This window comes from Enterobacter chuandaensis (assembly GCF_039718975.1).
In the GTDB taxonomy this organism is placed as follows: domain Bacteria; phylum Pseudomonadota; class Gammaproteobacteria; order Enterobacterales; family Enterobacteriaceae; genus Enterobacter; species Enterobacter chuandaensis.
Map to the genome: position 1 here is coordinate 2,459,980 of NZ_CP097173.1, position 23,726 is coordinate 2,483,705.

The following is a 23,726-nucleotide window of genomic DNA, read 5'->3' on the forward strand; positions in this document are numbered from 1 at the left end:
ACTCGTTTCATTCCCATTGAGAGTAGAAATAAATGCGATATTTGAGCAAGGAAGAGCGGCGGGAAGCGATCCTGCAGGCCGCGATGCGCGTGGCCCTGTCCGAGGGGATGGCAGCCATGACGGTGCGGCGCATTGCCGCAGAAGCGGGCGTCGCAACCGGGCAGGTCCACCACCACTTTGCCTCTGGCGGTGAGTTAAAATCACTGGCGTTTGTGCGCCTGATCCGCGAGTTACTGGATGCCGAGGTGGTGGGTGAAAACGCCAGCTGGCGGGAACGGCTGCACAGCATGCTCGGCAGCGACGACGGTGGATTTGAACCCTACATCCGCCTGTGGCGGGAAGCACAAATCCTCGCCAGCCGGGATCCCGAGATCAAAGCGGCTTATGTCCTGACCATGGAGATGTGGCACCAGGAGACCGTGGCGATTATCCGCGCCGGGGCAGATGCCAACACGTTCACGCTTAACGATCGGGCGGAAAATATTGCCTGGCGTTTGATAGGGCTGGTTTGTGGCCTGGATGGGATCACCATATTAAATATGCCCGAAATGGACGATGCGGCATTTAATAAGCATCTCGATAAACTTATCACCCTGGAATTGTTTTAATACTCCTTCCGGAGTATTAATTTCCGCAGAATGTTACAATTAGTAACACATTAGGCGAGCCCTTATTTCCATTCTAATCTCAGGGGTTCGCTTTTTTATCTATCCTTTCAGATGTATCCCAAAGCATCCAAAAAAACCAATAACACACTCCCACTCATCTTTTTGTTTTAACTTCATTTTTCTCTCCATTATGGTAAGCAAGAGGGCGATATGTCGCAACAAAGTGAAAAGAGTAACCCACATCTGTTGAGTAACTGGAAACCTGAAAATGCGCAATTTTGGGAGAATAAAGGAAAACATATCGCACGAAGAAACCTATGGATTTCGGTAGCTTGCCTGCTATTAGCGTTTTGCGTCTGGATGTTATTTAGCGCCATCGCGGTCAACCTGAATAAGGTCGGTTTTAATTTCACCACCGATCAGCTTTTTATGCTAACGGCATTACCTTCTCTCTCCGGCGCGATATTGCGCGTCCCCTACTCGTTTATGGTGCCGATATTTGGCGGGCGTTACTGGACGGTATTGAGCACCGTCATCCTGATTATTCCCTGCGTCTGGCTGGGGATTGCCATTCAGGACAACGCTACGCCTTACTGGGTCTTTATTGTCATTGCCCTGCTCTGCGGTTTCGCTGGGGCTAACTTTGCCTCCAGCATGGGCAACATCAGTTTCTTCTTCCCGAAAGCCAGACAGGGCAGCGCGCTGGGCATCAACGGCGGGCTGGGCAACCTGGGCGTCAGCGTCATGCAGCTGGTTGCGCCGCTGGTCATCTTCCTGCCGATGTTTACCTTCCTCGGCGTGCACGGCGTACCGCAGGAGGACGGCTCAACAATGTGGCTGGCCAACGCGGCCTGGATCTGGGCGCCACTGCTGCTTCTGGCAACCCTTGCGGCGTTTTTTGGCATGAACGATATCGCCAGCTCAAAAGCCTCCATCGCCAGCCAGCTTCCGGTGCTTAAGCGCTTCCATCTCTGGCTGTTGAGCCTGCTTTATCTCGCGACCTTCGGCTCGTTTATTGGATTCTCGGCGGGCTTTGCCATGCTGTCGAAAACCCAGTTCCCGGATGTGAACATCCTCCACCTCGCCTTCTTTGGCCCCCTGATCGGCGCGCTGGCACGCTCCGCGGGCGGGATGATCTCGGACAGGCTGGGCGGCGTGCGCGTCACGCTGATTAATTTTATCTTTATGGCCATCTTCAGCGCCCTGATCTTCCTGACGCTGCCCGGCTCTGGCTCCGGCAGCTTTGTCGCCTTCTATCTGGTCTTTATGGGCCTGTTCCTCACCGCCGGGCTGGGCAGCGGATCGACCTTCCAGATGATCGCGATTATCTTCCGCCAGATCACCCTCGACCGCGTCAAAAAGCAGGGTGGCACGGACGAGCAGGCACAGCACGAAGCGGTGACGGAGACCGCCGCCGCGCTGGGCTTTATCTCCGCCATCGGTGCCGTTGGCGGGTTCTTCATCCCTAAAGCCTTTGGTACATCGCTGGCGATGACCGGATCGCCGGTCGGAGCCATGAAAGTCTTCCTCGTGTTTTACATCGTCTGCGTGCTCGTCACCTGGCTGGTGTATGGCCGCAAATCCGCACAAAAATAAAAACTACATCTTCGCCGGAGCGTGATGCAGCACCCTCCGGCCATGCTATCGAAGCAGGAGAAATGTCATGAGCAAACTGTTGGACCGCTTCCGTTACTTCAAAACAAAAGGCGACAGTTTCGCCGATGGGCACGGGCAGGTGTACCACACCAACCGCGACTGGGAGGACAGCTACCGCCAGCGCTGGCAGTTCGACAAGATTGTGCGATCCACCCACGGCGTAAACTGTACCGGCTCCTGCAGCTGGAAGATTTATGTCAAAAACGGCCTGGTGACCTGGGAAACCCAGCAGACCGACTACCCCCGCACCCGCCCTGACCTGCCCAACCACGAGCCGCGCGGCTGCCCGCGTGGCGCAAGCTACTCATGGTATCTCTACAGCGCCAACCGTCTTAAATACCCGCTGGTGCGCCGTCGGCTGATTGAGCTCTGGCGCGAGGCGCTAGCGCAGCATACCGATCCGGTACTGGCCTGGGATGCCATCCAACACGATCCGCAAAAGGCACAGAGCTACAGGAAGGCACGCGGTAAAGGCGGGTTTATCCGCTCGAACTGGAAAGAGCTAAACCAGCTGATTGCCGCCGCTAACGTCTGGACCATCAAAAATTACGGCCCGGACCGCGTGGCCGGTTTCTCCCCTATTCCGGCGATGTCGATGGTCTCTTACGCCGCCGGTACGCGCTATCTTTCCCTGCTGGGCGGCACCTGCCTGAGCTTCTACGACTGGTACTGCGACCTGCCGCCCGCGTCGCCGATGACCTGGGGCGAGCAAACCGACGTGCCGGAGTCCGCCGACTGGTACAACTCCAGCTACATTATCGCCTGGGGCTCGAACGTGCCGCAGACGCGTACTCCGGACGCCCACTTCTTCACCGAGGTGCGCTACAAGGGGACCAAAACCGTCGCCATCACGCCGGACTTCTCGGAGGTAGCGAAGCTGAGCGACCAGTGGCTGGCCCCCAAACAGGGCACCGACAGCGCCCTCGCCATGGCGATGGGCCACGTGATCCTCAAAGAGTTCCACCTCGATAACCCGAGCGATTACTTCCTCAACTACTGCCGCCGCTACACCGACATGCCGATGCTCGTGCTGCTGGACGAGCAGGCAGACGGTCGCGTGGTGCCGGGCCGGATGCTGCGCGCCTCCGATCTCGTCGACGGACTGGGGGAGGCCAATAACCCAGAGTGGAAGACCGTCGCCTTCGATATTGCCGGTAACCTGGTGGTGCCAAACGGCTCGATCGGCTTCCGTTGGGGGGAAAAAGGCAAATGGAACCTGGAGCCTCAGGCTGCAGGCCATGAAACAGAACTCACACTCTCCCTGCTGATTACGCACGATAGCGTGGCGGACGTCGCCTTCCCCTACTTTGGCGGCAACGAAAACCCGCATTTCCGCAGCGTGAAGCAGGAGCCGGTGCTGACGCGCCGCGTGCCGAGCAAAACCCTGACGCTCGCCGACGGCAGCCAGAAACGGGTGGTCAGCGTTTACGATCTGGTGCTGGCTAACTACGGTCTCGATCGCGGTCTGGAAGACAGTAACGCCGCAGACAGCTATGACCAGATCAAAGCCTACACGCCCGCCTGGGGCGCGCAGATCACCGGCGTACCCGCGTACCTGATCGAGAAAATTGCCCGCGAGTTCGCCGACACGGCGCACAAAACGCACGGTCGCTCGATGATCATCCTCGGTGCCGGGGTGAACCACTGGTACCACATGGACATGAACTACCGCGGAATGATCAACATGCTGGTCTTCTGCGGCTGTGTCGGGCAGAGCGGCGGCGGCTGGTCGCACTATGTCGGCCAGGAGAAGCTGCGCCCGCAAACCGGCTGGCTGCCGCTGGCCTTCGCGCTGGACTGGAACCGCCCGCCGCGCCAGATGAACAGCACCTCCTTCTTCTACAACCATGCCAGCCAGTGGCGCTACGAGAAGCTGACCGCGCAGGAACTGCTCTCCCCGCTGGCGGATGCCTCGAAATTCACCGGACACCTGATCGATTTCAACGTCCGCGCCGAGCGCATGGGCTGGCTACCTTCGGCCCCGCAGCTCAACCTTAACCCGCTTCACGTGAAGGCGCGTGCGGATGCGGCGGGCATGACGCCGCAGGAGTACACCGTTCAGGCGTTAAAATCCGGTGATATCCGCTTCGCCTGCGAACAGCCGGACAATGGTAAGAACCACCCGCGCAACCTGTTCGTCTGGCGCTCTAACCTGCTCGGCTCGTCCGGGAAAGGCCATGAGTACATGCTGAAATACCTGCTCGGCACCGAGAGCGGCATTCAGGGGGAGGATTTAGGCTCAACGGACGACGTGAAGCCTGAGGAAGTCGAGTGGCAAACTGCCGCTATCGAGGGCAAGCTCGACCTGCTGGTGACGCTCGATTTCCGCATGTCCAGCACCTGCCTGTTCTCGGATATCGTCCTGCCGACCGCCACCTGGTATGAAAAAGACGACATGAATACCTCGGACATGCATCCGTTTATTCACCCGCTCTCCGCCGCCGTTGACCCGGCGTGGGAATCCCGCAGCGACTGGGAGATCTACAAAGGCATCGCCAAAGTCTTCTCCGAGGTGTGCGTTGGCCATCTGGGCACCGAAACCGACGTGGTGCTACAGCCGCTGCAGCATGACTCCCCGGCGGAGCTGTCGCAGCCGTTTGATATTCAGGACTGGCGCAAAGGCGAATGCGATCTTCTCCCAGGCAAAACGGCGCCGAACATCTCCGTGGTCGAACGTAACTACCCGGAAATTTACGAACGCTTCACCGCCCTCGGCCCGCTGATGGACAAGCTCGGCAATGGCGGGAAAGGCATTTCGTGGAATACGCAGAACGAGGTCGATTTCCTCGGCAAGCTGAACTACGTCAAGCTCGACGGCCCGGCCAAAGGCCGTCCACGCATTGAAACCGCCATTGATGCCTCGGAGGTGATCCTCGCCCTTGCCCCAGAAACCAACGGTCAGGTGGCGGTGAAGGCCTGGGAGGCGCTCGGGGAGCTGACCGGGCGCGACCACACCCATCTGGCGCTGAACAAAGAAGACGAGAAGATCCGCTTCCGCGACATTCAGGCGCAGCCGCGCAAAATCATCTCCAGCCCGACCTGGTCCGGCCTTGAGAGCGAGCACGTCTCCTATAACGCGGGCTATACCAACGTCCACGAGCTGATCCCGTGGCGCACGATTTCGGGCCGCCAGCAGCTGTATCAGGATCATCCGTGGATGCGCGCATTCGGTGAGAGCCTGGTGGCCTATCGTCCGCCGATTGACACCCGCAGCGTCAGCCATATGCGCGAGATCCCGCCGAACGGCTTCCCGGAAAAAGCGCTCAACTTCCTGACGCCGCACCAGAAATGGGGCATCCACTCTACCTACAGCGAAAACCTGCTGATGCAGACCCTGTCGCGCGGCGGCCCCATCGTCTGGATCAGCGAAACCGACGCGCGCGAGCTGGGCATTGAGGACAACGACTGGATCGAAGCCTTCAACGCCAACGGCGCCCTCACCGCCCGTGCGGTGGTCAGCCAGCGCGTGCCGCCGGGTATGACCATGATGTACCACGCCCAGGAGCGCATCCTGAACATCCCGGGCTCGGAAGTGACCGGACGGCGCGGCGGGATCCATAACTCGGTAACCCGCGTCTGCCCGAAACCGACGCACATGATCGGCGGCTACGCCCAGCTGGCGTACAGCTTTAACTATTACGGCACCGTCGGCTCGAACCGCGACGAGTTCATCATGATCCGCAAAATGAAAAACATTAACTGGCTGGACGGCGAAGGTCGGGATCAGGTACAGGAGGCGAAAAAATGAAAATACGCTCACAGGTTGGCATGGTTCTGAATCTCGATAAATGCATTGGCTGCCACACCTGCTCGGTCACCTGTAAGAACGTCTGGACCGGGCGTGAAGGGATGGAGTATGCGTGGTTTAACAACGTGGAGACCAAGCCGGGGATTGGCTATCCGAAAAACTGGGAAGATCAGGACGAGTGGCAAGGCGGCTGGATCCGCGGCATTCACGGTAAGCTGACCCCGCGCCTCGGTGGCAAGATGGGCGTGCTGTCGAAAATTTTCGCCAACCCCGTTCTGCCGCAGATTGATGATTATTACGAGCCCTTCACCTTTGACTATCAGGATCTGCACCGCGCGCCGGAGGGCGATCACCTCCCTACCGCCCGCCCCCGTTCACTGATTGACGGCAAGCGGATGGACAAAATCGTCTGGGGCCCCAACTGGGAGGAGCTGCTGGGCGGCGAGTTCGAAAAACGCGCCCGCGACCGCAACTTCCAGAAGATCCAGAAGGAGATGTACGGCCAGTTCGAAAACACCTTCATGATGTACCTGCCGCGCCTGTGCGAGCACTGTCTGAACCCGAGCTGCGTGGCTACCTGCCCGAGCGGCGCGATTTACAAGCGCGAAGAGGACGGCATTGTGCTGATCGACCAGGATAAATGCCGCGGCTGGCGCCTGTGCATCAGCGGCTGCCCGTACAAGAAAATTTACTTCAACTGGAAAAGCGGCAAGTCAGAAAAATGCATCTTCTGCTACCCGCGCATTGAGTCCGGCCAGCCGACCGTCTGCTCGGAAACCTGCGTCGGGCGCATCCGCTATCTCGGCGTGCTGCTGTATGACGCGGACCGCATCGAGGAGGCCGCCAGCACCGAGCATGAAACCGATCTGTACGAACGCCAGTGCGACGTGTTCCTTAACCCGAACGATCCGGCGGTGATTGAGGAAGCGCTGAAACAGGGCATTCCGCAGAACGTGATTGACGCCGCCCAGCGTTCGCCGGTCTACAAAATGGCGATGGACTGGAAGCTCGCCCTGCCGCTGCACCCGGAATACCGCACCCTGCCGATGGTCTGGTACGTGCCGCCGCTGTCGCCGATTCAGTCCTACGCTGACGCAGGCGGCCTGCCGCAGAGCGATGGCGTCCTGCCTGCCGTGGAAAGCCTGCGCATTCCGGTGCAGTACCTGGCAAATATGCTCAGCGCGGGCGATACCGGCCCGGTGCTGCGCGCCCTGAAGCGCATGATGGCGATGCGCCACTATAAACGCTCCCAGACCGTGGAAGGCGTGACCGATACCCGCGCCATTGAAGAAGTGGGCCTGACCGAAGCGCAGGTTGAGGAGATGTACCGCTATCTCGCCATCGCTAACTACGAAGACCGCTTCGTGATCCCAACCAGCCACCGCGAAATGGCGCGCGACGCCTTCCCGGAGAAAAACGGCTGCGGCTTCACCTTTGGCGACGGCTGCCACGGCTCCGACACCAAATTCAACCTCTTTAACAGCAGCCGTATCGACGCGATCAACATCACCGAGGTGCGCGAACACGGGGAGGGAGAATAATGCAAATCCTCAAAATCATCGCGCTGCTGATTGAGTATCCCGATGAGCTGCTGTGGGAAAACCGCGATGAGGCGCTTTCCCTGGTTGAACAGGACGCGCCCATGCTGCTGCCGTTTGCGCAGCAGCATCTGAGCGCCCCGCTGCTGGATAAGCAGGCCGAATGGTGTGAAGTTTTCGAGCGGGGGCGCGCAACGGCCCTGCTGCTGTTCGAGCACGTACACGCCGAGTCCCGCGACCGTGGTCAGGCGATGGTTGACCTGATGGGCCAGTACGAGAAAGCCGGGCTCCAGCTGGACTGTCGGGAGTTGCCGGACTATCTCCCGCTCTATCTGGAATATCTGAGCATCGTTTCCGACGACGAGGCGCGCGAAGGGTTGCAAAACGTCGCGCCGATCCTGGCCCTGATTGGCGGCCGTCTGAAGCAGCGCGGCGTGGCGCACTATCAGCTGTTTGATGCCCTGCTGACGCTGGCCGGTACGCGGCTTTCCAGCGACAGCGTGGCGAAACAGGTGTCCGGTGAAAAACGGGATGATACCCGACAGGCGCTGGACGCCGTCTGGGAAGAGGAACAGGTGAAGTTTATCGAAGACAACGCCACATCGTGCGACAGCTCGCCGATGCAGCAATATCAACGACGCTTTAGCCAGGACGTCGCGCCGCAGTACGTGGACGTCAGCGCCGGAGGCCCAAAATGATCCATTACCTGAACGTGTTTTTCTATGACATTTACCCCTACATCTGCGCCACCGTGTTCTTCCTCGGCAGCTGGCTACGCTACGACTACGGGCAGTACACCTGGCGCGCCTCTTCAAGCCAGATGCTCAGCAAGCGCGGCATGAACTGGGGCTCGAACCTGTTTCATATCGGCATTCTGGGGATCTTCTTCGGTCACCTGTTCGGCATGTTAACCCCGCACTGGATGTACGCCTGGTTTTTACCCGTCGCGGTGAAACAGCAGCTGGCCATGATCGCGGGCGGGATTTGCGGCGTGCTGACGCTGATTGGCGGGTCAATGCTGCTTTACCGCCGCCTGTTCAACCAGCGGGTGCGCGCTACCTCCACCACGCCAGATATCATCATCATGAGTATCCTGCTGATCCAGTGCATCCTGGGGCTGTCGACCATTCCTTTCTCCGCCCAGTATCCTGACGGAAGCGAGATGATGAAGCTGGTCGGCTGGGCGCAGGGGATCGTGACGTTCAAGGGGGGCTCGTCGGAGATGTTGAGCGGCGTCGCGCCGATCTTCCGCGTTCATCTGGTGCTGGGGATGACGATTTTCCTTATCTTCCCGTTCACCCGTCTGGTGCATGTGTGGAGCGCGCCGTTTGAGTATTTCACCCGGCGATACCAGGTGGTGAGATCGCGCCGTTGATTTTGTCGGGTGGCGGCTTTGCCTTACCCGACCTACATTCACACTCCCGTAGGCCCGGTAAGGCGTAGCCGCCACCGGGCTATTTCCCTGCCTGCGGATGCGTATCAAACCCCGCCATCACCGCCGTCAGTTCTGCCAGCGTAAAGCCGTGCTTCGGATCGTCAACGCCGAGCCCAAAGCGTTCCTGCAACAGCTGGTACAGTGCCCCAGCATCCGGCAGATGGATCTGTTCCTCCACGTGACCGTTCTGCCAGTGGGTGAAGTTGAAGTTGGTCAGCGTCAGCTTGCCGCCGTCCGGCAGGTGGCGGCACATCAGCAGATGATGACGAAAATGCGACTGCGGCCAGTGCGCCGACCAGAAGTTCCCCATCACGTAATCGCTAAAATACTGCGTCGTCAGGTCAAAATGGTACATCGACTGCCAGTGCTCGTGGTGGCGGAACTGCAGCACCCAGTCGTTGCCCTCGCTCAGCAGACGGTACATGTCGTGCGGGGTCTCCTGCTCCTCGTTGGCGAGCAGGCGAATCGGCGCCGTCAGCGTCTGTCCGCCAAACCCCACGTCGGCAATCCAGCGCTCGCCGTTCAGCTCGACCAGCAGCAGGCGGTGCGTGCGCGGCGGCATTTGCGCCGGATTTGCCAGCACGACCCGCCCCAGCACGCTGCGCACCGTAAACCCGATTTCGCGCAGCACCCGCTCGAATAGGCCGTTTTGCTCAAAGCAATATCCCCCGCGTCGCGCCGTCACCAGCTTGTCGACCAGACAGCGATCGTCAAGATGAATTTCGCGCGGCAGGACGACATCAATATTTTCGAAAGGGATGGCGCAGTTGTGGTGTAAATGCAGCGCGCGCAGGGTATCGATATCAACCTCCGTCGGCTGCGTCCAGCCGATGCGAGCGAAATAGGCGGTCAGAAATGGGGACATGAATCAGTTTCCTTTGATTGTGGTGTTCTGTTTATAAACTAATTCTACGTCGCCACTTTGATTTACGTGCTTTTTCGCCATACTCATCGGTGTAGATGAGGAGATCCTATGAGCCACTTTCGCCCTGTTGAATTACGTCATGCCAGCCGTCTGCTCAACCACGGCCCCACCGTGCTTATCACCAGTCGGGATGAAAACCTCGACAGACGCAACGTGATGGCCGCCGCGTGGTCAATGCCCGTTGAGTTTGAACCGCCGCGCATCGCGATCGTAGTGGATAAAAGTACCTGGTCACGCGAGCTTATCGAGCGCAGCGGAAAGTTTGGCATCGTCATCCCCGGCGTGGCGGCGGCCAACTGGGCGTTCGCGGTGGGTAGCGTCAGCGGGCGCGACGAGGATAAATTTAACTGCTACGGGATCCCGGTCGTGAACGGCCCTGAGCTCGGTCTGCCTGTGATTGAAGAAAAATGCCTGGCGTGGATGGAGTGCCGGTTATTACCCGTCACTTCCGCGGCAGAAAAATACGATACGCTGTTTGGCGAAGTGGTTTCTGCGGCAGCCGATGAACGCGCGTTTATCGCCGGGCGCTGGCAGTTTGACGGGGATAAGCTGAATACCCTGCATCATCTTGGGGCCGGGACGTTTGTGGCGAGCGGGAAGATGGTGAAGGCGCTGGATTGATTTACTTAATCATATCCTCCTGAATTATAGTAAATTTCTATGGCATTTTATGTTTACTATTGCGTGGTAAAACGGAGGATATTTCCAGAGTTGCTTCATTAGCACTCTCGCGTTAAGGAAATATTAATGACATGGAATAAAGATGGCGCAATCTCGTATGCTAAATCACACCCACTCTACTTTTTACTTTTCGCCCTCTCTCCGCTCGCGGCCGCAGAAAGCGTTTATGCACCGGGTCAGGCGGCGCTTAAATTCAATCAATGGTATATCGCGCAGTTAGATCAGAATAAACCGCCCGTACTTAACCCAGATATTATGAATGATTACGTTGCCTCGGGAACAATTGCAGCAATAAAAGATTTGTATTCAGGAGATAGTAACGAAAAAGATATGCCCGATGCGGATATGTTCATCAAATCGCAGGATTGGGATGAGGACTGGAATCAGATAACCGTCCTGCACTCTGATTTTGACGCAGTTTGCACAAACGTCTATATCGCGTTTGGTAAGAAGCAAGATCACGTTGTTGCAGATTGTCTTGTTGAAGAACAAGGGAAATGGAAAGTCCGCTCGGCGACGCTAATTAAGTAACATGGATAATCTCCGTGTCGTAAAAAAAAGCCCATGGTAGCCAAACGACTACCATGGGCAATTAATTAACTACTTCGCACGCTTCGCAATAATCTCATCCGCAACATTCCGCGGTGCTTCCGCAAAATGATGGAACTCCATCGTATACGTCGCGCGTCCCTGGGACATCGATCGCAGCGTCGTGGCGTAACCAAACATCTCCGCCAGCGGCACGTCAGCACGAATAATCTGGCTTCCGTACTGCTCTGCCATCCCCTGCACCATGCCGCGTCGGGAAGAGAGATCGCCCATGATGTTCCCGGCGTACTCTTCCGGCGTTTCCACCTCCACGTGCATCACAGGCTCCAGGATGACCGGATCCGCCCTGCGGGCGCCCTCCTTGAAGCCGAGGATCGCCGCCATGCGGAACGCCATCTCCGAGGAGTCGACGTCGTGGTACGAGCCAAACGTGAGCGTCGCTTTGACATCGACAACCGGATAGCCCGCCAGCACGCCGCTGTTCATCGCCTCCCGCAGCCCTTTCTCAACGGACGGGATATACTCGCGCGGCACCACGCCGCCCTTGGTGGCATCTTCAAATTTAAAGCCACTTCCGGGCTCCAGCGGCTCCAGGCTCAGGACCACATGGCCATACTGCCCTTTACCACCGGACTGACGGACGAATTTACCTTCGATATCCTTCACCGCCTTGCGCAGGGTCTCGCGGTACGTCACCTGCGGACGACCAATATTCGCCTCGACGCCGAACTCACGTTTCATGCGGTCGACGATGATCTCCAGGTGTAACTCACCCATCCCGGAAATAATCGTCTGGCCGGACTCTTCGTCGGTATGCAGGCGGAACGACGGATCTTCCGCCGCCAGACGCTGCAGCGCGATCCCCATTTTCTCCTGATCGCCCTTGGTTTTCGGCTCAATTGCCAGCGAGATAACCGGGTCCGGGAACTCCATGCGCTCAAGCGTGATCACGGCGTTCGGATCGGTGAGCGTGTCGCCGGTGGTCACGTCCTTCAGCCCCACGCAGGCCGCGATATCCCCGGCGCGCAGTTCGTCCACCTCATGGCGATCGTTGGCGTGCATCAGCACGATACGCCCGATACGCTCTTTCTTCCCTTTCACCGGGTTGTACACCGCGTCGCCTTTGCGCAGCACACCGGAGTACACGCGGATGAAGGTCAGTTGTCCGACGTACGGGTCGCTCATCAGTTTGAACGCCAGGGCGGAAAACGGTTCGTCATCGCTTGGATGACGTTCCGCGTGCTGCCCTTTTTCATCCACGCCGTCAATAGCCGGCACGTCCAGCGGCGACGGCATCAGCTCAATCACCGCATCGAGCATGCGCTGCACGCCTTTATTTTTAAAGGCGCTGCCGCACAGCATCGGCTGGATTTCGCCCGAGATGGTGCGAATGCGCAGCCCCCAGATGATGTCCGCTTCCGACAGATCGCCCGTCTCCAGATATTTATCCATCAGTTCTTCGCTGGCTTCCGCCGCGGCAGAGACCATTTTTTCCCGCCACTCCTGGGCGGTACTGACTAAATCATCCGGCACGGGCGCATAGGTAAATACCATGCCCTGCGTCGCATCGTCCCACAGAATGGTGCGCATCTTGATGAGATCCACCACGCCGGTGAAATGATCTTCAGCACCCACCGGGATGACAATCGGCACCGGGTTGGCCTTCAGGCGCTCATGCATCATCCGCACGACGCGGAAGAAGTCGGCGCCCGGACGGTCCATTTTATTGACGAAGGCCAGCCGCGGAACGTGATATTTATTGGCCTGACGCCAGACGGTTTCCGACTGCGGCTGCACGCCGCCCACGGAGTCATACACCATCACGGCGCCGTCGAGCACGCGCATGGAACGTTCCACCTCAATGGTGAAGTCCACGTGCCCCGGGGTGTCGATGATGTTGATCCGGTGCGGCTCAAAGCCTCTGTCCATGCCTGGCCAGAAGCAGCTGACCGCCGCGGACGTAATGGTGATCCCGCGCTCTTGCTCCTGCGCCATCCAGTCGGTGGTTGCCGCGCCATCGTGTACTTCACCCAGCTTGTGGCTCATCCCGGTATAAAACAGGATGCGCTCAGTGGTGGTGGTTTTACCGGCATCGATATGCGCGGAGATACCGATGTTGCGATAACGTTCGAGAGGAATGGGTCGGGGCATGATATTTCCTTAGTCACTATGACGTGTTTGTGACGACCGGGATGGTCGTGCATTGGTTCGTTTGCTATAATAGTCCTATTGTACGAGTATTATCGAACTATTTTTTAAGGGTTGACCTATTGTTGATATAGCTAAATCTGACATCACGCGCAGGAAAACGATGATCCCTAACCACCCTGAAACTGAACAAATACTGCTGGAAAATGTGCTGTTTGCCCTCGGCAACCCGCTTCGCCTCTCGATTATCCGCCGACTGGCCGATGGCAGTGAACTCAGCTGTAACGCGCTGCGCCCGGACGACGTGGTGAAGTCAACGATGACCCATCACTGGCGCGTGTTGCGCGACAGTGGCGTCATCTGGCAGCGTCCGCAGGGACGAGAAAATATGATTTCATTACGAAGAGAGGATCTGGATGCCCGCTTCCCGGGGCTGATGGAGATACTGCTAAAGGTCAAAAGCGCTGCCGGAAACTAGCTCCAGCAGCCTTTTGCGTGGCGTTTTAGTGCTGCATGCCCGACTGCTGCGAGAATTCATCGTCGGTTAAGCCAGTCCGAGGGGGCGCGGAGATTTTTTTACGGGTATATCTGTCCGGCACGCCCTCAGGACGCGTCTTGAAGCGTCGATGCAGCCACATATACTGTTCGGGTGCCATCAGCACCGCGCGCTCGATCGCCCGGTTCATCTGCGCTGCAACCGACGTTTTATCCGCGCCCTGCAATGAAGCGCTGATATCCTCAAGAATAATCAGCTCGTACCCGGTACCGTCCGCCTTGCGGCGCGGCACGAACGGAATGACGGCAGGCTTTGCGCTTTTTACCAGCATATAGCTGCCCGCCGTCGTGGCAGCATCCGGAACCGCGAAGAAAGGCGCAAACACGCTGTTGGCTTTGCCATAGTCATGATCCGGCGCGTACCAGAGAATTTCATTCTGCTTCAGGGCGCGGATCATGCCCTTTAAGTCATGGCGATCCAGCATGGTTTTATTTGAACGCAGACGACCGCGCGTTTGTAGCCAGTCCAGCAACGCATTATTATTGGGACGATAAACCCCTATTCCAGGGTTAAGCATGCCAAATATCCGTGCGCCCAGCTCAAGGGTCAGAAAATGCATGCCGATCAGCACCACGCCTCTTCCCTGCGCCCTGGCCTGCTCCATATGTTCATACCCTCGCACGGTAAAGCATTTACGCACGCGCCACTCGGGCCAGAACCACGCCATGCCGGTTTCGATTACCCCCATCCCCACGGATTCAAAATTACGCTGCAGCAAGGCTTCACGCTCTTCCGCTTTCATCTCCGGGAAGCAAAGTTCAAGGTTGCGGCGGGCAATGTCGACGCGGCGAGGCAACAAACGCATGGCTAACCGCCCCAGGCGATGCCCAATTCTGTACAGCACCGGGTACGGCAGCAGCATGATGAGCCAAAGCGCCGCGATGCCTGTCCAGCTTAGCCAGTAACGAGGGTGAAAAAAGATGGATGAAAACCGGGGTAATTTTGTCATGAGAAAATTATCCTTTAACGTTGCTGTCCTTAACGTGATTCTGTGCCAGATCTTTCCTAAGGATGTATAAAATGTCAGTCAGAAACGTAAAGTGTAACGGATAAGATAAAACTCATTTTTATCGTTTTTTGCGAAAAAGAAAGCATTGAGGCAGGTAAAGCCGGGGACGACGCAGCCCTTCCCCGGCAAACGGGCTTACATTGAATACCCTGGTTTTTTAATTAACGCGTCCAGCTTCGGCCCTATTTCGGTATCCCAGACCTGCGCTTTCCAGTCTTCCGGGTTTACCTGGTTCAATGCCACCGACACTGAACTGTCTTTGCTGTTGAAGTGGCGAATAATCACCTCGGCAATATCCGCTGCCAGGGCAGTTTTTTGTTCGTCATTCAGATCGCGGGGAAAACATTTAATATCGACATGTGGCATTTGCAGGCTTCCTGTTAGGTGTGGGCATTCCACGTTATCAGATAATGTTGTTTGCCTTTAACACCTTGTGCAGTTCCGGCAGTGCGCAAACGGAATCGGCGATGGCCGTAATATTGGGCGTGTTTGCCGCAAACCATTCATGACGCGGCCCCCAGGTACGCGCTACTGCAATATAAACGTCCAGCAGCGTCAGCCGTTCACCCAATGCGAAAGGCGAGGCTTTCAGCTGGCTGTCAAACCACAGGTAAAGTGATTTCCGGTACTCGATGCAGTTTTTCTGCAACTGTTCCGGCGCATCTGGCACCCAGCGTTCGGGGTAGTCGGCGTAAGTAAAGGTGGGATAGACGTTCGCCACAAACCAGATAAGCAGACGCTGAAACTGCTGACGTTCGGCCTGCCCCACGGGCGGAGCGAGATCGGGACATCTGTCGAGCACCATCAGGGCGATGGCCGCCGTTTCGGTCATGATCGCGCCATTTTCCAGCTCAAGCGTGGGTACCTGACACAGCGGATTGAGTTTTTGCAGCAGCTCGCGCTGCGGGCCGGGCTGGTCAAACCCGTCCACGTTCACAAACTGATAAGGGATATCTGCCAGGGTTAGCATCACTTCACCGATTGCCGAGCCCCAGCCGGGTACGCCATAGAGTTTCATCATGTTGCCCCCTCAGGAATAAAAACCCTAAGTGTAGAGCACGATGAGCAGGTTATCCCAGGCGGGTTGACCGCCTGTTTTTTTCATCTGCGATCCTTACAGCACTTTAGAGAGGAACTGGCGCGTGCGTGGGTGCGACGGACGGTTCAAAACCTCGTCGCTGCTCCCCTGCTCAACGATTTTCCCGTCAACCATAAACACCACCTGGTCCGCCACCTCGCGGGCAAAACCGATCTCATGGGTGACCACCACCAGCGTGGTGCCGGACCGGGCGAGCTTTTTGATCACGTCCAGCACTTCGCCGACCAGTTCAGGATCCAGCGCCGAGGTCGGCTCATCAAACAGCATCACGCGGGGGCGCAGCGCCAGCGCGCGGGCAATCGCGATGCGCTGCTGCTGACCGCCGGAAAGATGCCGTGACCAGGCGTCAGCCTTATCCCGCAGCCCGACCACATCCAGCAGGCTGTATGCCCTTTCCACCGCCTCTTTTTTGCTGAGCTTCTTATGCGCGATGGGCGCTTCAATCAGGTTTTCCAGCACCGTCAGATGCGGAAAGAGATTGAAGTTCTGGAACACGTAGCCCACGTTGACGCGCTGTTTGAGGATCTCCTTCTCCTTCAGCTCGTAGAGTTTGTCACCCTGGCGGCGATAGCCGATGTAATCCCCGTCTATCTGAATAAAGCCTTCGTCGACGCGCTCCAGGTGGTTAATGGTGCGCAGCAGGGTTGATTTGCCCGAACCGGACGGCCCGAGGATCACCGTCACGGACCCCGGCGGGATCTCAAGCGAAACGTTGTCGAGCGCCTTATGGCGGCCAAAAAACTTGCTGACGCCGGTAATCGAAATATGTCCTTCAGGAGAGGCTTGCATGAACGGGCTCCTGTGCTGGCGTGGTGGTCACGGAACGGACGCGGCGAGTGTCGCGGTTCTGATTTACGGCAGAGCGGCGTTCGCTGCGGGCGAGACCGCGCTCAACAACGTACTGAATGGCTGACAAAACAGTGGTAATGACCAGGTACCAGGCGGCCCCAACCATCAGCAGCGGGATCACCTCCTGGGTGCGGTTGTAGATCATCTGGATGGTATAGAACAGCTCCGGCATCGCCAGGACGTAGACCATCGCCGTCCCCTTGGCGAGGCTGATAATTTCATTGAACCCGGACGGCAGAATGGTGCGCAGCGCCTGAGGCAAAATGATGCGCACCGTGCGTCGCCAGGCAGGCAGGCCAAGCGCGGCGGCCGCTTCATACTGGCCGTGATCCACGCCGAGGAAGCCCCCTCGAATAATCTCGGCGGTGTAGGCGCTCTGCACCAGCGTCAGCCCTACGACGGCGGTGGAAAACTGCCCGAGTACGTTAATGGTTTCAAAGCTGCCCCAGGTGATGCCGGTGAACGGCACGCCGAGAGAGAGCGTGTCGTAGAGATAGGAAAAGTTGTAGAGGATGATCAGCACCACAATCAGCGGCAGCGAGCGAAACAGCCAGATATAGCCCCACGCCAGGCTGCTCAGCAGCCAGGACGAGGAAAGTCTCGCCAGCGCCAGCATGCCGCCCAACACCACGCTCAGCGCGGTACCGATCAGGGTAAGCAGCAGGGTCTGCCCTACGCCTTCGAGGATAACCGGGTCAAAGAACCAGCGGGCGAACACCGCCCACTCCCAGCGCGGGTTGAAGGCGACGGACTGGATCACGACCGCCAGCACAAACAGCGCCACCGCGGCGCCGACGGCCCGCAGCGGATAACGCGCCGGGACCACCTTAATGGTTTCAACGTTGCTCATCGTCGTTCCTCATGCGGTTTTGCTGAACGCTTCGCGTACCAGCGTCTTAGTGAAGCGCAACCGACCGTCAAACGGCGGCTGGCTGTACTCTTCCGGATCGCGGTCGAGATCAAACTGTGGCTGGTAGCCCTGGCTGAGATACAGCCGCACCGCTTCCGGTTGGCGAAAACCTGTGGTCAGGTAGATCTGGCTGTAACCCGCCAGCACCGCCCTGCGCTCCAGCTCCTGCACCACGCGCCCGGCGAGCCCCTGCTGACGCAGGGTTTTGTCCGTCCAGATGCGTTTGATCTCCGCGGTGCGTTCGTCGAAGGGTTTATACGCACCGGTGGCAATGATTTTTCCGTCGCGCTCCAGCACGATAAACAGCCCCTGTGGCGCTAAATACCACTCGGTGAGCTCCACCTCAGCATCTTTGGAAAAATAGTCCCCGTAGCGGGCGGCATATTCACCGAATAGCCCCTCGATAACGGGCTGGAGTTCGGCATCTTCCGGTGAAACGTCACGAAATTGTTCGCGCATAGCGCCTCCTTAATCACCCAGGCCCGCAGGGTTCACTTCTGACTGCGGAATGCGCTCCACCCCTTCCCCCCAGCGGTTGAGCACTTTGTCGTAATCGCCGTTTTTGATCACCCCGTTCAGCGCGGTTTGCACCGGCTCAACCAGCCCGCTGCCTTTCTTCAGCGTCACCGCAATGTGCGCTGCCTTCGGCCAGCCGCCGTCGACGCTGCCCACCAGTTTTGTTTTCCCGGTCAGCGCCGCTTTCCAGGCGCCAATCACGTTCGGACCAAAGTAGGCATCCGCGCGCCCGGACTGCAGTGCCAGCGTTTGTGCCGCATCGTCTTTGGTATAGATCGGCGTAAAGGGCTTCAGCCCCTTCTTCAGGTTGTCGGCATTCCATGCGAGCAGGATGGCTTCCTGGTTGGTGCCGGAACCAACGATAATCCGCAGCCCGGCGATGTCCTCCGCCTTCTGAAGCGACTCGATCGGGCTGGTCGATTTCACGTAGAAACCGAGGGAGTCCTTACGGTAGGTGGCAAAATCGAATTTCTCTTTGCGCGCTTTGGTGACGGTAATATTGCTGATGGCGGCATCGTATTTCCCGGACGCCACGCCCAGCGGCCAGTCTTCCCACGAGGTCGGCACCACGTTCAGCTCCAGCCCGAGGCTGTCGGCGACCAGACGGGCGACGTCAACCTCGCTGCCGAGCAGCGTTTTGTTGTCGTCGGAAAATACCGTCAGCGGCGGTTGATTGAGGCCCGCTATCGCCACGGTAAATTTCCCCGGCACGGCAAAACGATAATCTTTCGGCAGCTGCGCCACCGCCTCGCTGTTTTTGTCGGTATTGATCGGTGTTTTATTGGCCTCGATGCTCACGCCGGTGCCGTTAATGTTCACATTCTCTGCCCAGACGGCAGGGGTAAAGGCCAGCGCAAGCGCCAGAATAAGCGATGTTTTCTGCATAGCGGTTTTCTCTTTATTGTTGTGTGAACTGGTTTTTTGGTTGGTCTAAGCCAAGGCTTTCGCGCAGCGTGGTGCCGGGGTAGTCGGTGCGGAACAGGCCGCGGGCCTGCAAAACGGGCACCACCTGGTCAACAAAGCGCGGAAAGGTATCCGGCGTACCGCCCTGAATAATGAAGCCGTCCGCCGCGTAGCCTTCAAACCAGGCCTGCAGGCCGTCGGCGACCTCCTCCGGCGTGCCGGAAAAGCGCGGGCGCGGTGACGCGGCCTCAAGGGCCACCTGGCGCAGGGTTAAGTTGCGCTCGGCGGCATTGCGCTTGATTTCATCGGTGGTGCTGCGGAAGCTGTTTTTGCCCAGGTCGCCGATATCCGGGAAGGGCTCATCGAGCGGATACTGACTGAAATCGTGATGTTCAAAATAGCGCCCCAGGTAATTGAGGGCATCGTTAATCGACACCAACGCCGCCGTGGTTTGATACTGGTTTTCCGCGTCCTCGGCATCTTTACCCACGATTACGCTGACGCCCTGGAAGATATGCAAATCTGACGCGCGGCGTCCGTTTGTTTCCAGCTGCTGCTTCACGTCCCGGTAAAAGGCTTTGGCCTCATCGAGCGTTTCGTGATGAGTGAAAATGGCGTCGGCATGTTTTGCCGCCAGCTTTTTCCCGTCGTCCGACGCGCCCGCCTGAAAAACAATCGGACGCCCCTGCGGGGTGCGACCAATATTCAGCGGCCCGGCGACCTGAAAGAAGTCGCCCCGATGATCGAGCGTATGCAGCTTAGCCGGATCAAAAAACTGACCGCTCTCTTTGTTGCGGATAAACGCGTCGCCTTCCCAGGAGTCCCACAGCCCTTTCACCACGTCGAGGTACTCATCGGCAATGCGGTAGCGCAGGGCATGTTCAGGGTGTTTTTCGCGGGAAAAGTTCTTCGCCGAGCCCTCCAGCGGCGAGGTCACCACGTTCCAGCCCGCACGTCCGTTGCTCAGATGATCGAGGCTGGCGAACTGGCGCGCCGTGGTAAAGGGCTCGCTGTAGGAGGTGGATAAGGTTCCCACCAGCCCCAGGCGCGAGGTGATGCTTGCCAGCGCGGATAATACCGTTAACGGCTCAAAGCGATTTAAAAAATGCGGAATGGATTTCTCATTGATATAGAGGCCGTCGGCAACGAACAGAAAGTCGAGTTTGCCCTCCTCCGCCTTCAACGCCGTCTCCCTGACGAAATCAAAGTTGATACTGGCGTCAGCGGTCGCCACAGGATGACGCCAGGCGGACATGTTTCCGGATGCACCATGCAAAATGGTCCCAAGCCGCAGTTGACGATGTGCAGACATATTTACCTCTCCAGTATTAAACGTGTTGCAGGGCTTTTTCCGCCAGCTGGGCAAAATAGCGGGCAGCGGGCTCAATTAATGCTTCGTCCGGGTTAAACGCCGGGTGGTGTAAACCATACGGGCTGTTGCTACCGATGCTGACAAACGCGCCGGGAACAGACTGCAGATAGACCGCAAAATCTTCCCCGCCCATATGCAGCTCTGCGTGACGGGTTTCGTAGCCTGCCTCTCTGGCAACGGAGGTCGCGAAGTCAGCCCAGCGCTCGTCGTTCACCAGCGCGGTGGGTCCGGCATACCAGGTGATGTCGATCTGCGCACTGAAGGCGCTGGCAAACCCGGCGGCGATTTCGCCCACGCGGGCCTTCACGTTCTGCTGCACCTCCGTGCGGTGGGTGCGCAGCGTGCCCTCCAGCTCCACGCTTTCCGGCAGCACGTTCCAGGTGTTGCCCCCGGCGATGCGCGTTACGCTCAGTACCACCGAATCCAGCGTGTTGACGTTACGGCTGGCGACGCTTTGCAGCGCCGTTATCAGCTGGCTCGCCAGCACAATGGCGTCGTTGCCTTCGTGCGGACGCGCGGCGTGTGCGCCTTTACCGGTGATGCGGATCACGAAGCGATCGACGTTGGCATAAAACGGCCCGCCGCGGGTGGCGAACTCCCCGACCGCCAGGCCGGGCTCGTTGTGCATACCGAAAATCGCGCTCACGTCGCGCAGGGCACCGGCACGCACCATGCTCTTCGCCCCTCCAAAGTTCTCTTCGGCAGGCTGGAACAAGATCCGCACCCGGCCGTGGAGCGAGGTTTCGCGCTCTTTCAGCTTTAACGCGGCACCGAGGATCACGCTGGTGTGGATATCGTGTCCGCAGGCGTGCATCACGCCTGCACGCTGCGAGCTAAACGGCACGCCGCTGCGCTCCTCAATCGGCAGGGCATCAATGTCTGCCCGCAGCGCAATCAGCTTGTTACCGGTTCCGATTTCCGCCACCAGCCCGGTCGGCAGATCGTATGGCTGTGGGGGAATACCGGCATTCGTTAGCCACTGGTGCAGGCGAGCGGTGGTCTCCACTTCCTGGCCGGACAGCTCCGGGTTCCGGTGCAGCTCACGACGCCAGGCAATCAGTTGTTCGCCGAAGCTCATACGGTGACCTCCCTGTTAAGACGCGCCTCGGCCAGCAGACGCAGCGACGCAACGCGCGTTGCCCCCTCCGCGACCGGCGTGTCGATGATAAATTCGTCAATGCCCCACTGTTCGTGCAGCCCGTTAAGCTGTTCGAGCACCGATTCCGCGGTTCCCGCCAGCAGAGACTGCGCCCTGAGGGCAATGCGCACCGGCTCGCTGCCCGCCTGACGGGCAAACGCGTAGGCCTGTTCTTCGCTTGCCACGGTGACACGCTGTCCGTTTGCCAGCTCAACGCCCCACACTTCGACCTTCTGCGCCAGCGCGTCTGCCTCGGCCTGCGTCGGCGCGACAATCGCCTGCACCGCCATAATCACGTCCCGCGCGCTATTATTCCGCCAGGCGGTGACTACCTCGCGCAGCAGTTCCGGGTCACCGTTCAGATGTGCGGCAAAGACGAAGTGCCAGTCGAGTGAGGCGGCGAGCAGCGCGCTTTCGGTGCTGGCCCCCAGCAGAAAGCCCTTGGCAGGTACCGGCGGCAACGGCGTGGCGCGAACGGCCTCTTCCGCCGACTGGTTTTCAGGGTGGATCCAGCGATCAAGCTGCGTCAGCTGTTCGGCAAAGCTGCCTTTTTCCTGGGGATGCAAGCCAGTCTGCAGCGCGCGGGTCGAGAGCGGCAGTCCGCCGGGGGCTTTCCCGACGCCCAGATCCACGCGACCTGGCGCCAGCGCGGCCAGCACGTTAAAGTTTTCAGCGACTTTATAGGGGCTGTAGTGTTGAAGCATCACGCCGCCGGATCCGACGCGGATGCGCTTTGTCTGCCCGAGGATCCAGGCAATCAGTAGCTCCGGCGAGGGGCTGGCGAGCTGTGGTGTGTTGTGGTGTTCGGCAATCCAGAAGCGGTGATAGCCCAGATTTTCTGCCTGCTGCGCCAGCGCTAACGTCCGCGCCAGCGCATCGGCAGCCGTTTCATTTTCAGCGATGGGGCTTTTATCCAGAATGCTGATTCGCCATGACATGTTGCGTTCTCGTTTGACTTAACATGTCGACATTATTAAAGGCGGATTTCACCACTGAGAAACAATTAATTTACATTTGGTTTGCCGGAAAACAGAAAAGCATAACCTTGCTAACGGTGTGATTTTAGCGATGAAATCAGCGCCTCGGCCTGCGGTCGGGAGGTAATGCGGACAAACTGAATGTGGGCATACTGCGGATTTTGCATATCTGCTTCATAGCGCTCGCGATTACTGCGCCAGGTTTTGATCGTCCAGATAATGATTGACTCCCGGCTGAAAAAAGAGCGGTGGAAGCTTTCACGGTTTCCTGTGCCCGGCCACAGCTCCTGCCGGTGCCATGCGCGTTTGAATGCGCGCGTGACCGCCTGCCGGAGCGTGCGGGTGAAGCCGCAGTCAACCCACACGACCATATCCACATCACGCCACTTCACAGGGCGCGTCCGGTTGTAGTTACCGTCGAGCACCCAGCCAGGCGTGGCATCCAGCGTATTCGCCAGCGTATCAAGCAGCTCCTCATCGGGCGTTCCCTGCCAGTCGGGCCGCCAGTAAAGCCTGTCCATCTCAATGTAGGGAAGCGCCAGTTCCGCCGCGATGCGTTGGGCAAGCGTACTTTTTCCGCTCCCGCTGGTACCAATAATATTGATTTTCACCGTTCCGCCTGGACATGCTGAAGAAAACGGATCGCATCATAGCGTTTTCGTTTTGTTATCGAAACGCTAAACGGCTATTCGTTTTTATACTGCGCGTCGGTGACTTTCTCCAGCCATTCAACCGGACTACCATTTACCGCTTCGGCGATGGCAATATGGGTCATCGCCGTTTGCGCACATGCGCCGTGCCAGTGCTTGACGCCCGGCGGGATCCACGCGATGTCACCCTGATTCAGCGGCTCCGCCTCTTTGCCCCACTCCTGCAGCCAGCCACGCCCCTGGGTGACAATCAGCGTTTGCCCAAGCGGATGGGTGTGCCAGGCAGTTCGCGCGCCAGGCTCGAAGGTCACCGTAGCTCCGCCTACTTTTGCTGGTTCTGTCGCCTGGAACGGCGCATCAATGCGCACGGTGCCGGTGAACCAGGCTTCTGGCCCCTGGACGGAAGGTAATGAACCGCTACGAATAATTTTCATACTTTACTCCTCGTTGGCTGTTCCG

At 58.3% G+C, this 23,726-nt stretch carries 21 protein-coding genes and 1 pseudogene; 9 read left to right on the top strand and 13 right to left on the bottom strand.

The features are described from left to right. The first annotated feature begins 32 nt into the window (after positions 1–32). The 6 genes from MX657_RS12045 to narI all read left to right on the top strand — a co-directional run bounded on the left by MX657_RS12045 (position 33) and on the right by narI (position 8,925). Complete coding sequence (locus MX657_RS12045) at positions 33–608, top strand: TetR family transcriptional regulator (RefSeq protein WP_217478684.1); 576 nt, start codon at positions 33–35, stop codon at positions 606–608. 210 nt (positions 609–818) lie between these two features. Continuing rightward, on the top strand, positions 819–2,204 hold the full coding sequence (locus tag MX657_RS12050) for a NarK family nitrate/nitrite MFS transporter (protein WP_265193821.1): 1,386 nt from the start codon (positions 819–821) through the stop codon (positions 2,202–2,204). Between the two features lie 67 nt (positions 2,205–2,271). Next, on the top strand, positions 2,272–6,012 hold the full coding sequence (locus MX657_RS12055; RefSeq protein WP_346805875.1) for a nitrate reductase subunit alpha: 3,741 nt from the start codon (positions 2,272–2,274) through the stop codon (positions 6,010–6,012). Then, positions 6,009–7,553 carry a nitrate reductase subunit beta gene (gene narH, locus MX657_RS12060; RefSeq protein WP_119915704.1) on the top strand — a complete coding sequence of 515 codons (1,545 nt, stop codon included), beginning with the start codon at positions 6,009–6,011 and terminating at the stop codon, positions 7,551–7,553. Before MX657_RS12055 ends, narH begins: the two co-directional genes overlap by 4 nt. Then, complete coding sequence (gene narW, locus MX657_RS12065) at positions 7,553–8,248, top strand: nitrate reductase molybdenum cofactor assembly chaperone (protein ID WP_346805876.1); 696 nt, start codon at positions 7,553–7,555, stop codon at positions 8,246–8,248. Before narH ends, narW begins: the two co-directional genes overlap by 1 nt. Then, on the top strand, positions 8,245–8,925 hold the full coding sequence (gene narI, locus MX657_RS12070) for a respiratory nitrate reductase subunit gamma (RefSeq protein WP_080329198.1): 681 nt from the start codon (positions 8,245–8,247) through the stop codon (positions 8,923–8,925). Before narW ends, narI begins: the two co-directional genes overlap by 4 nt. A 79-nt stretch (positions 8,926–9,004) precedes the next feature. Here the strand turns inward: narI and nhoA are convergent, their stop codons facing one another. Beyond that, positions 9,005–9,850 (bottom strand): N-hydroxyarylamine O-acetyltransferase, encoded by an 846-nt coding sequence (nhoA, locus tag MX657_RS12075; RefSeq protein ID WP_346805877.1) that lies wholly within the window; start codon positions 9,848–9,850, stop codon positions 9,005–9,007. Positions 9,851–9,958: 108 nt separating this feature from the next. Between nhoA and MX657_RS12080 the strand changes: the two genes are divergently transcribed. Together MX657_RS12080 and MX657_RS12085 are read left to right on the top strand one after the other, a co-directional pair. Continuing rightward, on the top strand, positions 9,959–10,531 hold the full coding sequence (locus MX657_RS12080) for a flavin reductase family protein (RefSeq protein WP_346805878.1): 573 nt from the start codon (positions 9,959–9,961) through the stop codon (positions 10,529–10,531). A 126-nt stretch (positions 10,532–10,657) separates the two neighbouring features. Continuing rightward, positions 10,658–11,122, top strand: a complete 465-nt coding sequence (locus MX657_RS12085; protein ID WP_346805879.1) for a DUF3828 domain-containing protein — start codon at positions 10,658–10,660, stop codon at positions 11,120–11,122. A gap of 69 nt (positions 11,123–11,191) precedes the next feature. On the opposite strand, the gene fusA is transcribed toward MX657_RS12085, so the two are convergent. Beyond that, positions 11,192–13,291: an elongation factor G gene (gene fusA / locus MX657_RS12090; protein ID WP_346805880.1), complete on the bottom strand. Its 2,100-nt coding sequence runs from the start codon at positions 13,289–13,291 to the stop codon at positions 11,192–11,194. A 160-nt stretch (positions 13,292–13,451) separates the two neighbouring features. Between fusA and MX657_RS12095 the strand changes: the two genes are divergently transcribed. Continuing rightward, complete coding sequence (locus MX657_RS12095; protein WP_346805881.1) at positions 13,452–13,766, top strand: ArsR/SmtB family transcription factor; 315 nt, start codon at positions 13,452–13,454, stop codon at positions 13,764–13,766. Between the two features lie 25 nt (positions 13,767–13,791). On the opposite strand, the gene MX657_RS12100 is transcribed toward MX657_RS12095, so the two are convergent. The 11 genes and pseudogenes from MX657_RS12100 to MX657_RS12150 form a co-directional block, all read right to left on the bottom strand. After that, a complete protein-coding gene (locus MX657_RS12100; RefSeq protein WP_346805882.1) occupies positions 13,792–14,793 on the bottom strand; it encodes a Kdo(2)-lipid IV(A) acyltransferase in 1,002 nt (333 codons plus the stop codon). A gap of 195 nt (positions 14,794–14,988) precedes the next feature. Continuing rightward, on the bottom strand, positions 14,989–15,219 hold the full coding sequence (pptA, locus tag MX657_RS12105; protein WP_080329217.1) for a tautomerase PptA: 231 nt from the start codon (positions 15,217–15,219) through the stop codon (positions 14,989–14,991). A gap of 37 nt (positions 15,220–15,256) precedes the next feature. Continuing rightward, the gene (locus MX657_RS12110; protein ID WP_119915713.1) at positions 15,257–15,874 is read right to left on the bottom strand and encodes a glutathione S-transferase family protein; all 618 of its coding nucleotides are present in this window, start codon (positions 15,872–15,874) and stop codon (positions 15,257–15,259) included. 93 nt (positions 15,875–15,967) lie between these two features. Next, complete coding sequence (locus MX657_RS12115; protein WP_116339657.1) at positions 15,968–16,741, bottom strand: amino acid ABC transporter ATP-binding protein; 774 nt, start codon at positions 16,739–16,741, stop codon at positions 15,968–15,970. Next, positions 16,725–17,651: an amino acid ABC transporter permease gene (locus tag MX657_RS12120; RefSeq protein WP_252001673.1), complete on the bottom strand. Its 927-nt coding sequence runs from the start codon at positions 17,649–17,651 to the stop codon at positions 16,725–16,727. Before MX657_RS12120 ends, MX657_RS12115 begins: the two co-directional genes overlap by 17 nt. Positions 17,652–17,660: 9 nt before the next feature. Then, entirely contained in the window at positions 17,661–18,170 is a 510-nt protein-coding gene (locus MX657_RS12125) for a GNAT family N-acetyltransferase (RefSeq protein ID WP_346805883.1), read from the bottom strand. Positions 18,171–18,179: 9 nt separating this feature from the next. Next, positions 18,180–20,442 (bottom strand): annotated as a pseudogene (locus tag MX657_RS12130) (NtaA/DmoA family FMN-dependent monooxygenase). A gap of 16 nt (positions 20,443–20,458) precedes the next feature. Further along, the gene (locus tag MX657_RS12135) at positions 20,459–21,580 is read right to left on the bottom strand and encodes an amidohydrolase (RefSeq protein ID WP_346805884.1); all 1,122 of its coding nucleotides are present in this window, start codon (positions 21,578–21,580) and stop codon (positions 20,459–20,461) included. Beyond that, on the bottom strand, positions 21,577–22,578 hold the full coding sequence (locus MX657_RS12140) for an LLM class flavin-dependent oxidoreductase (RefSeq protein ID WP_346805885.1): 1,002 nt from the start codon (positions 22,576–22,578) through the stop codon (positions 21,577–21,579). The genes MX657_RS12135 and MX657_RS12140 overlap by 4 nt, the downstream gene beginning before the upstream one ends. 110 nt (positions 22,579–22,688) lie before the next feature. Further along, positions 22,689–23,228 (bottom strand): adenylate kinase, encoded by a 540-nt coding sequence (locus MX657_RS12145; RefSeq protein WP_346805886.1) that lies wholly within the window; start codon positions 23,226–23,228, stop codon positions 22,689–22,691. Between the two features lie 74 nt (positions 23,229–23,302). Then, on the bottom strand, positions 23,303–23,701 hold the full coding sequence (locus MX657_RS12150) for a (R)-mandelonitrile lyase (protein WP_080329227.1): 399 nt from the start codon (positions 23,699–23,701) through the stop codon (positions 23,303–23,305). Between the last annotated feature and the right edge of the window lie 25 nt (positions 23,702–23,726).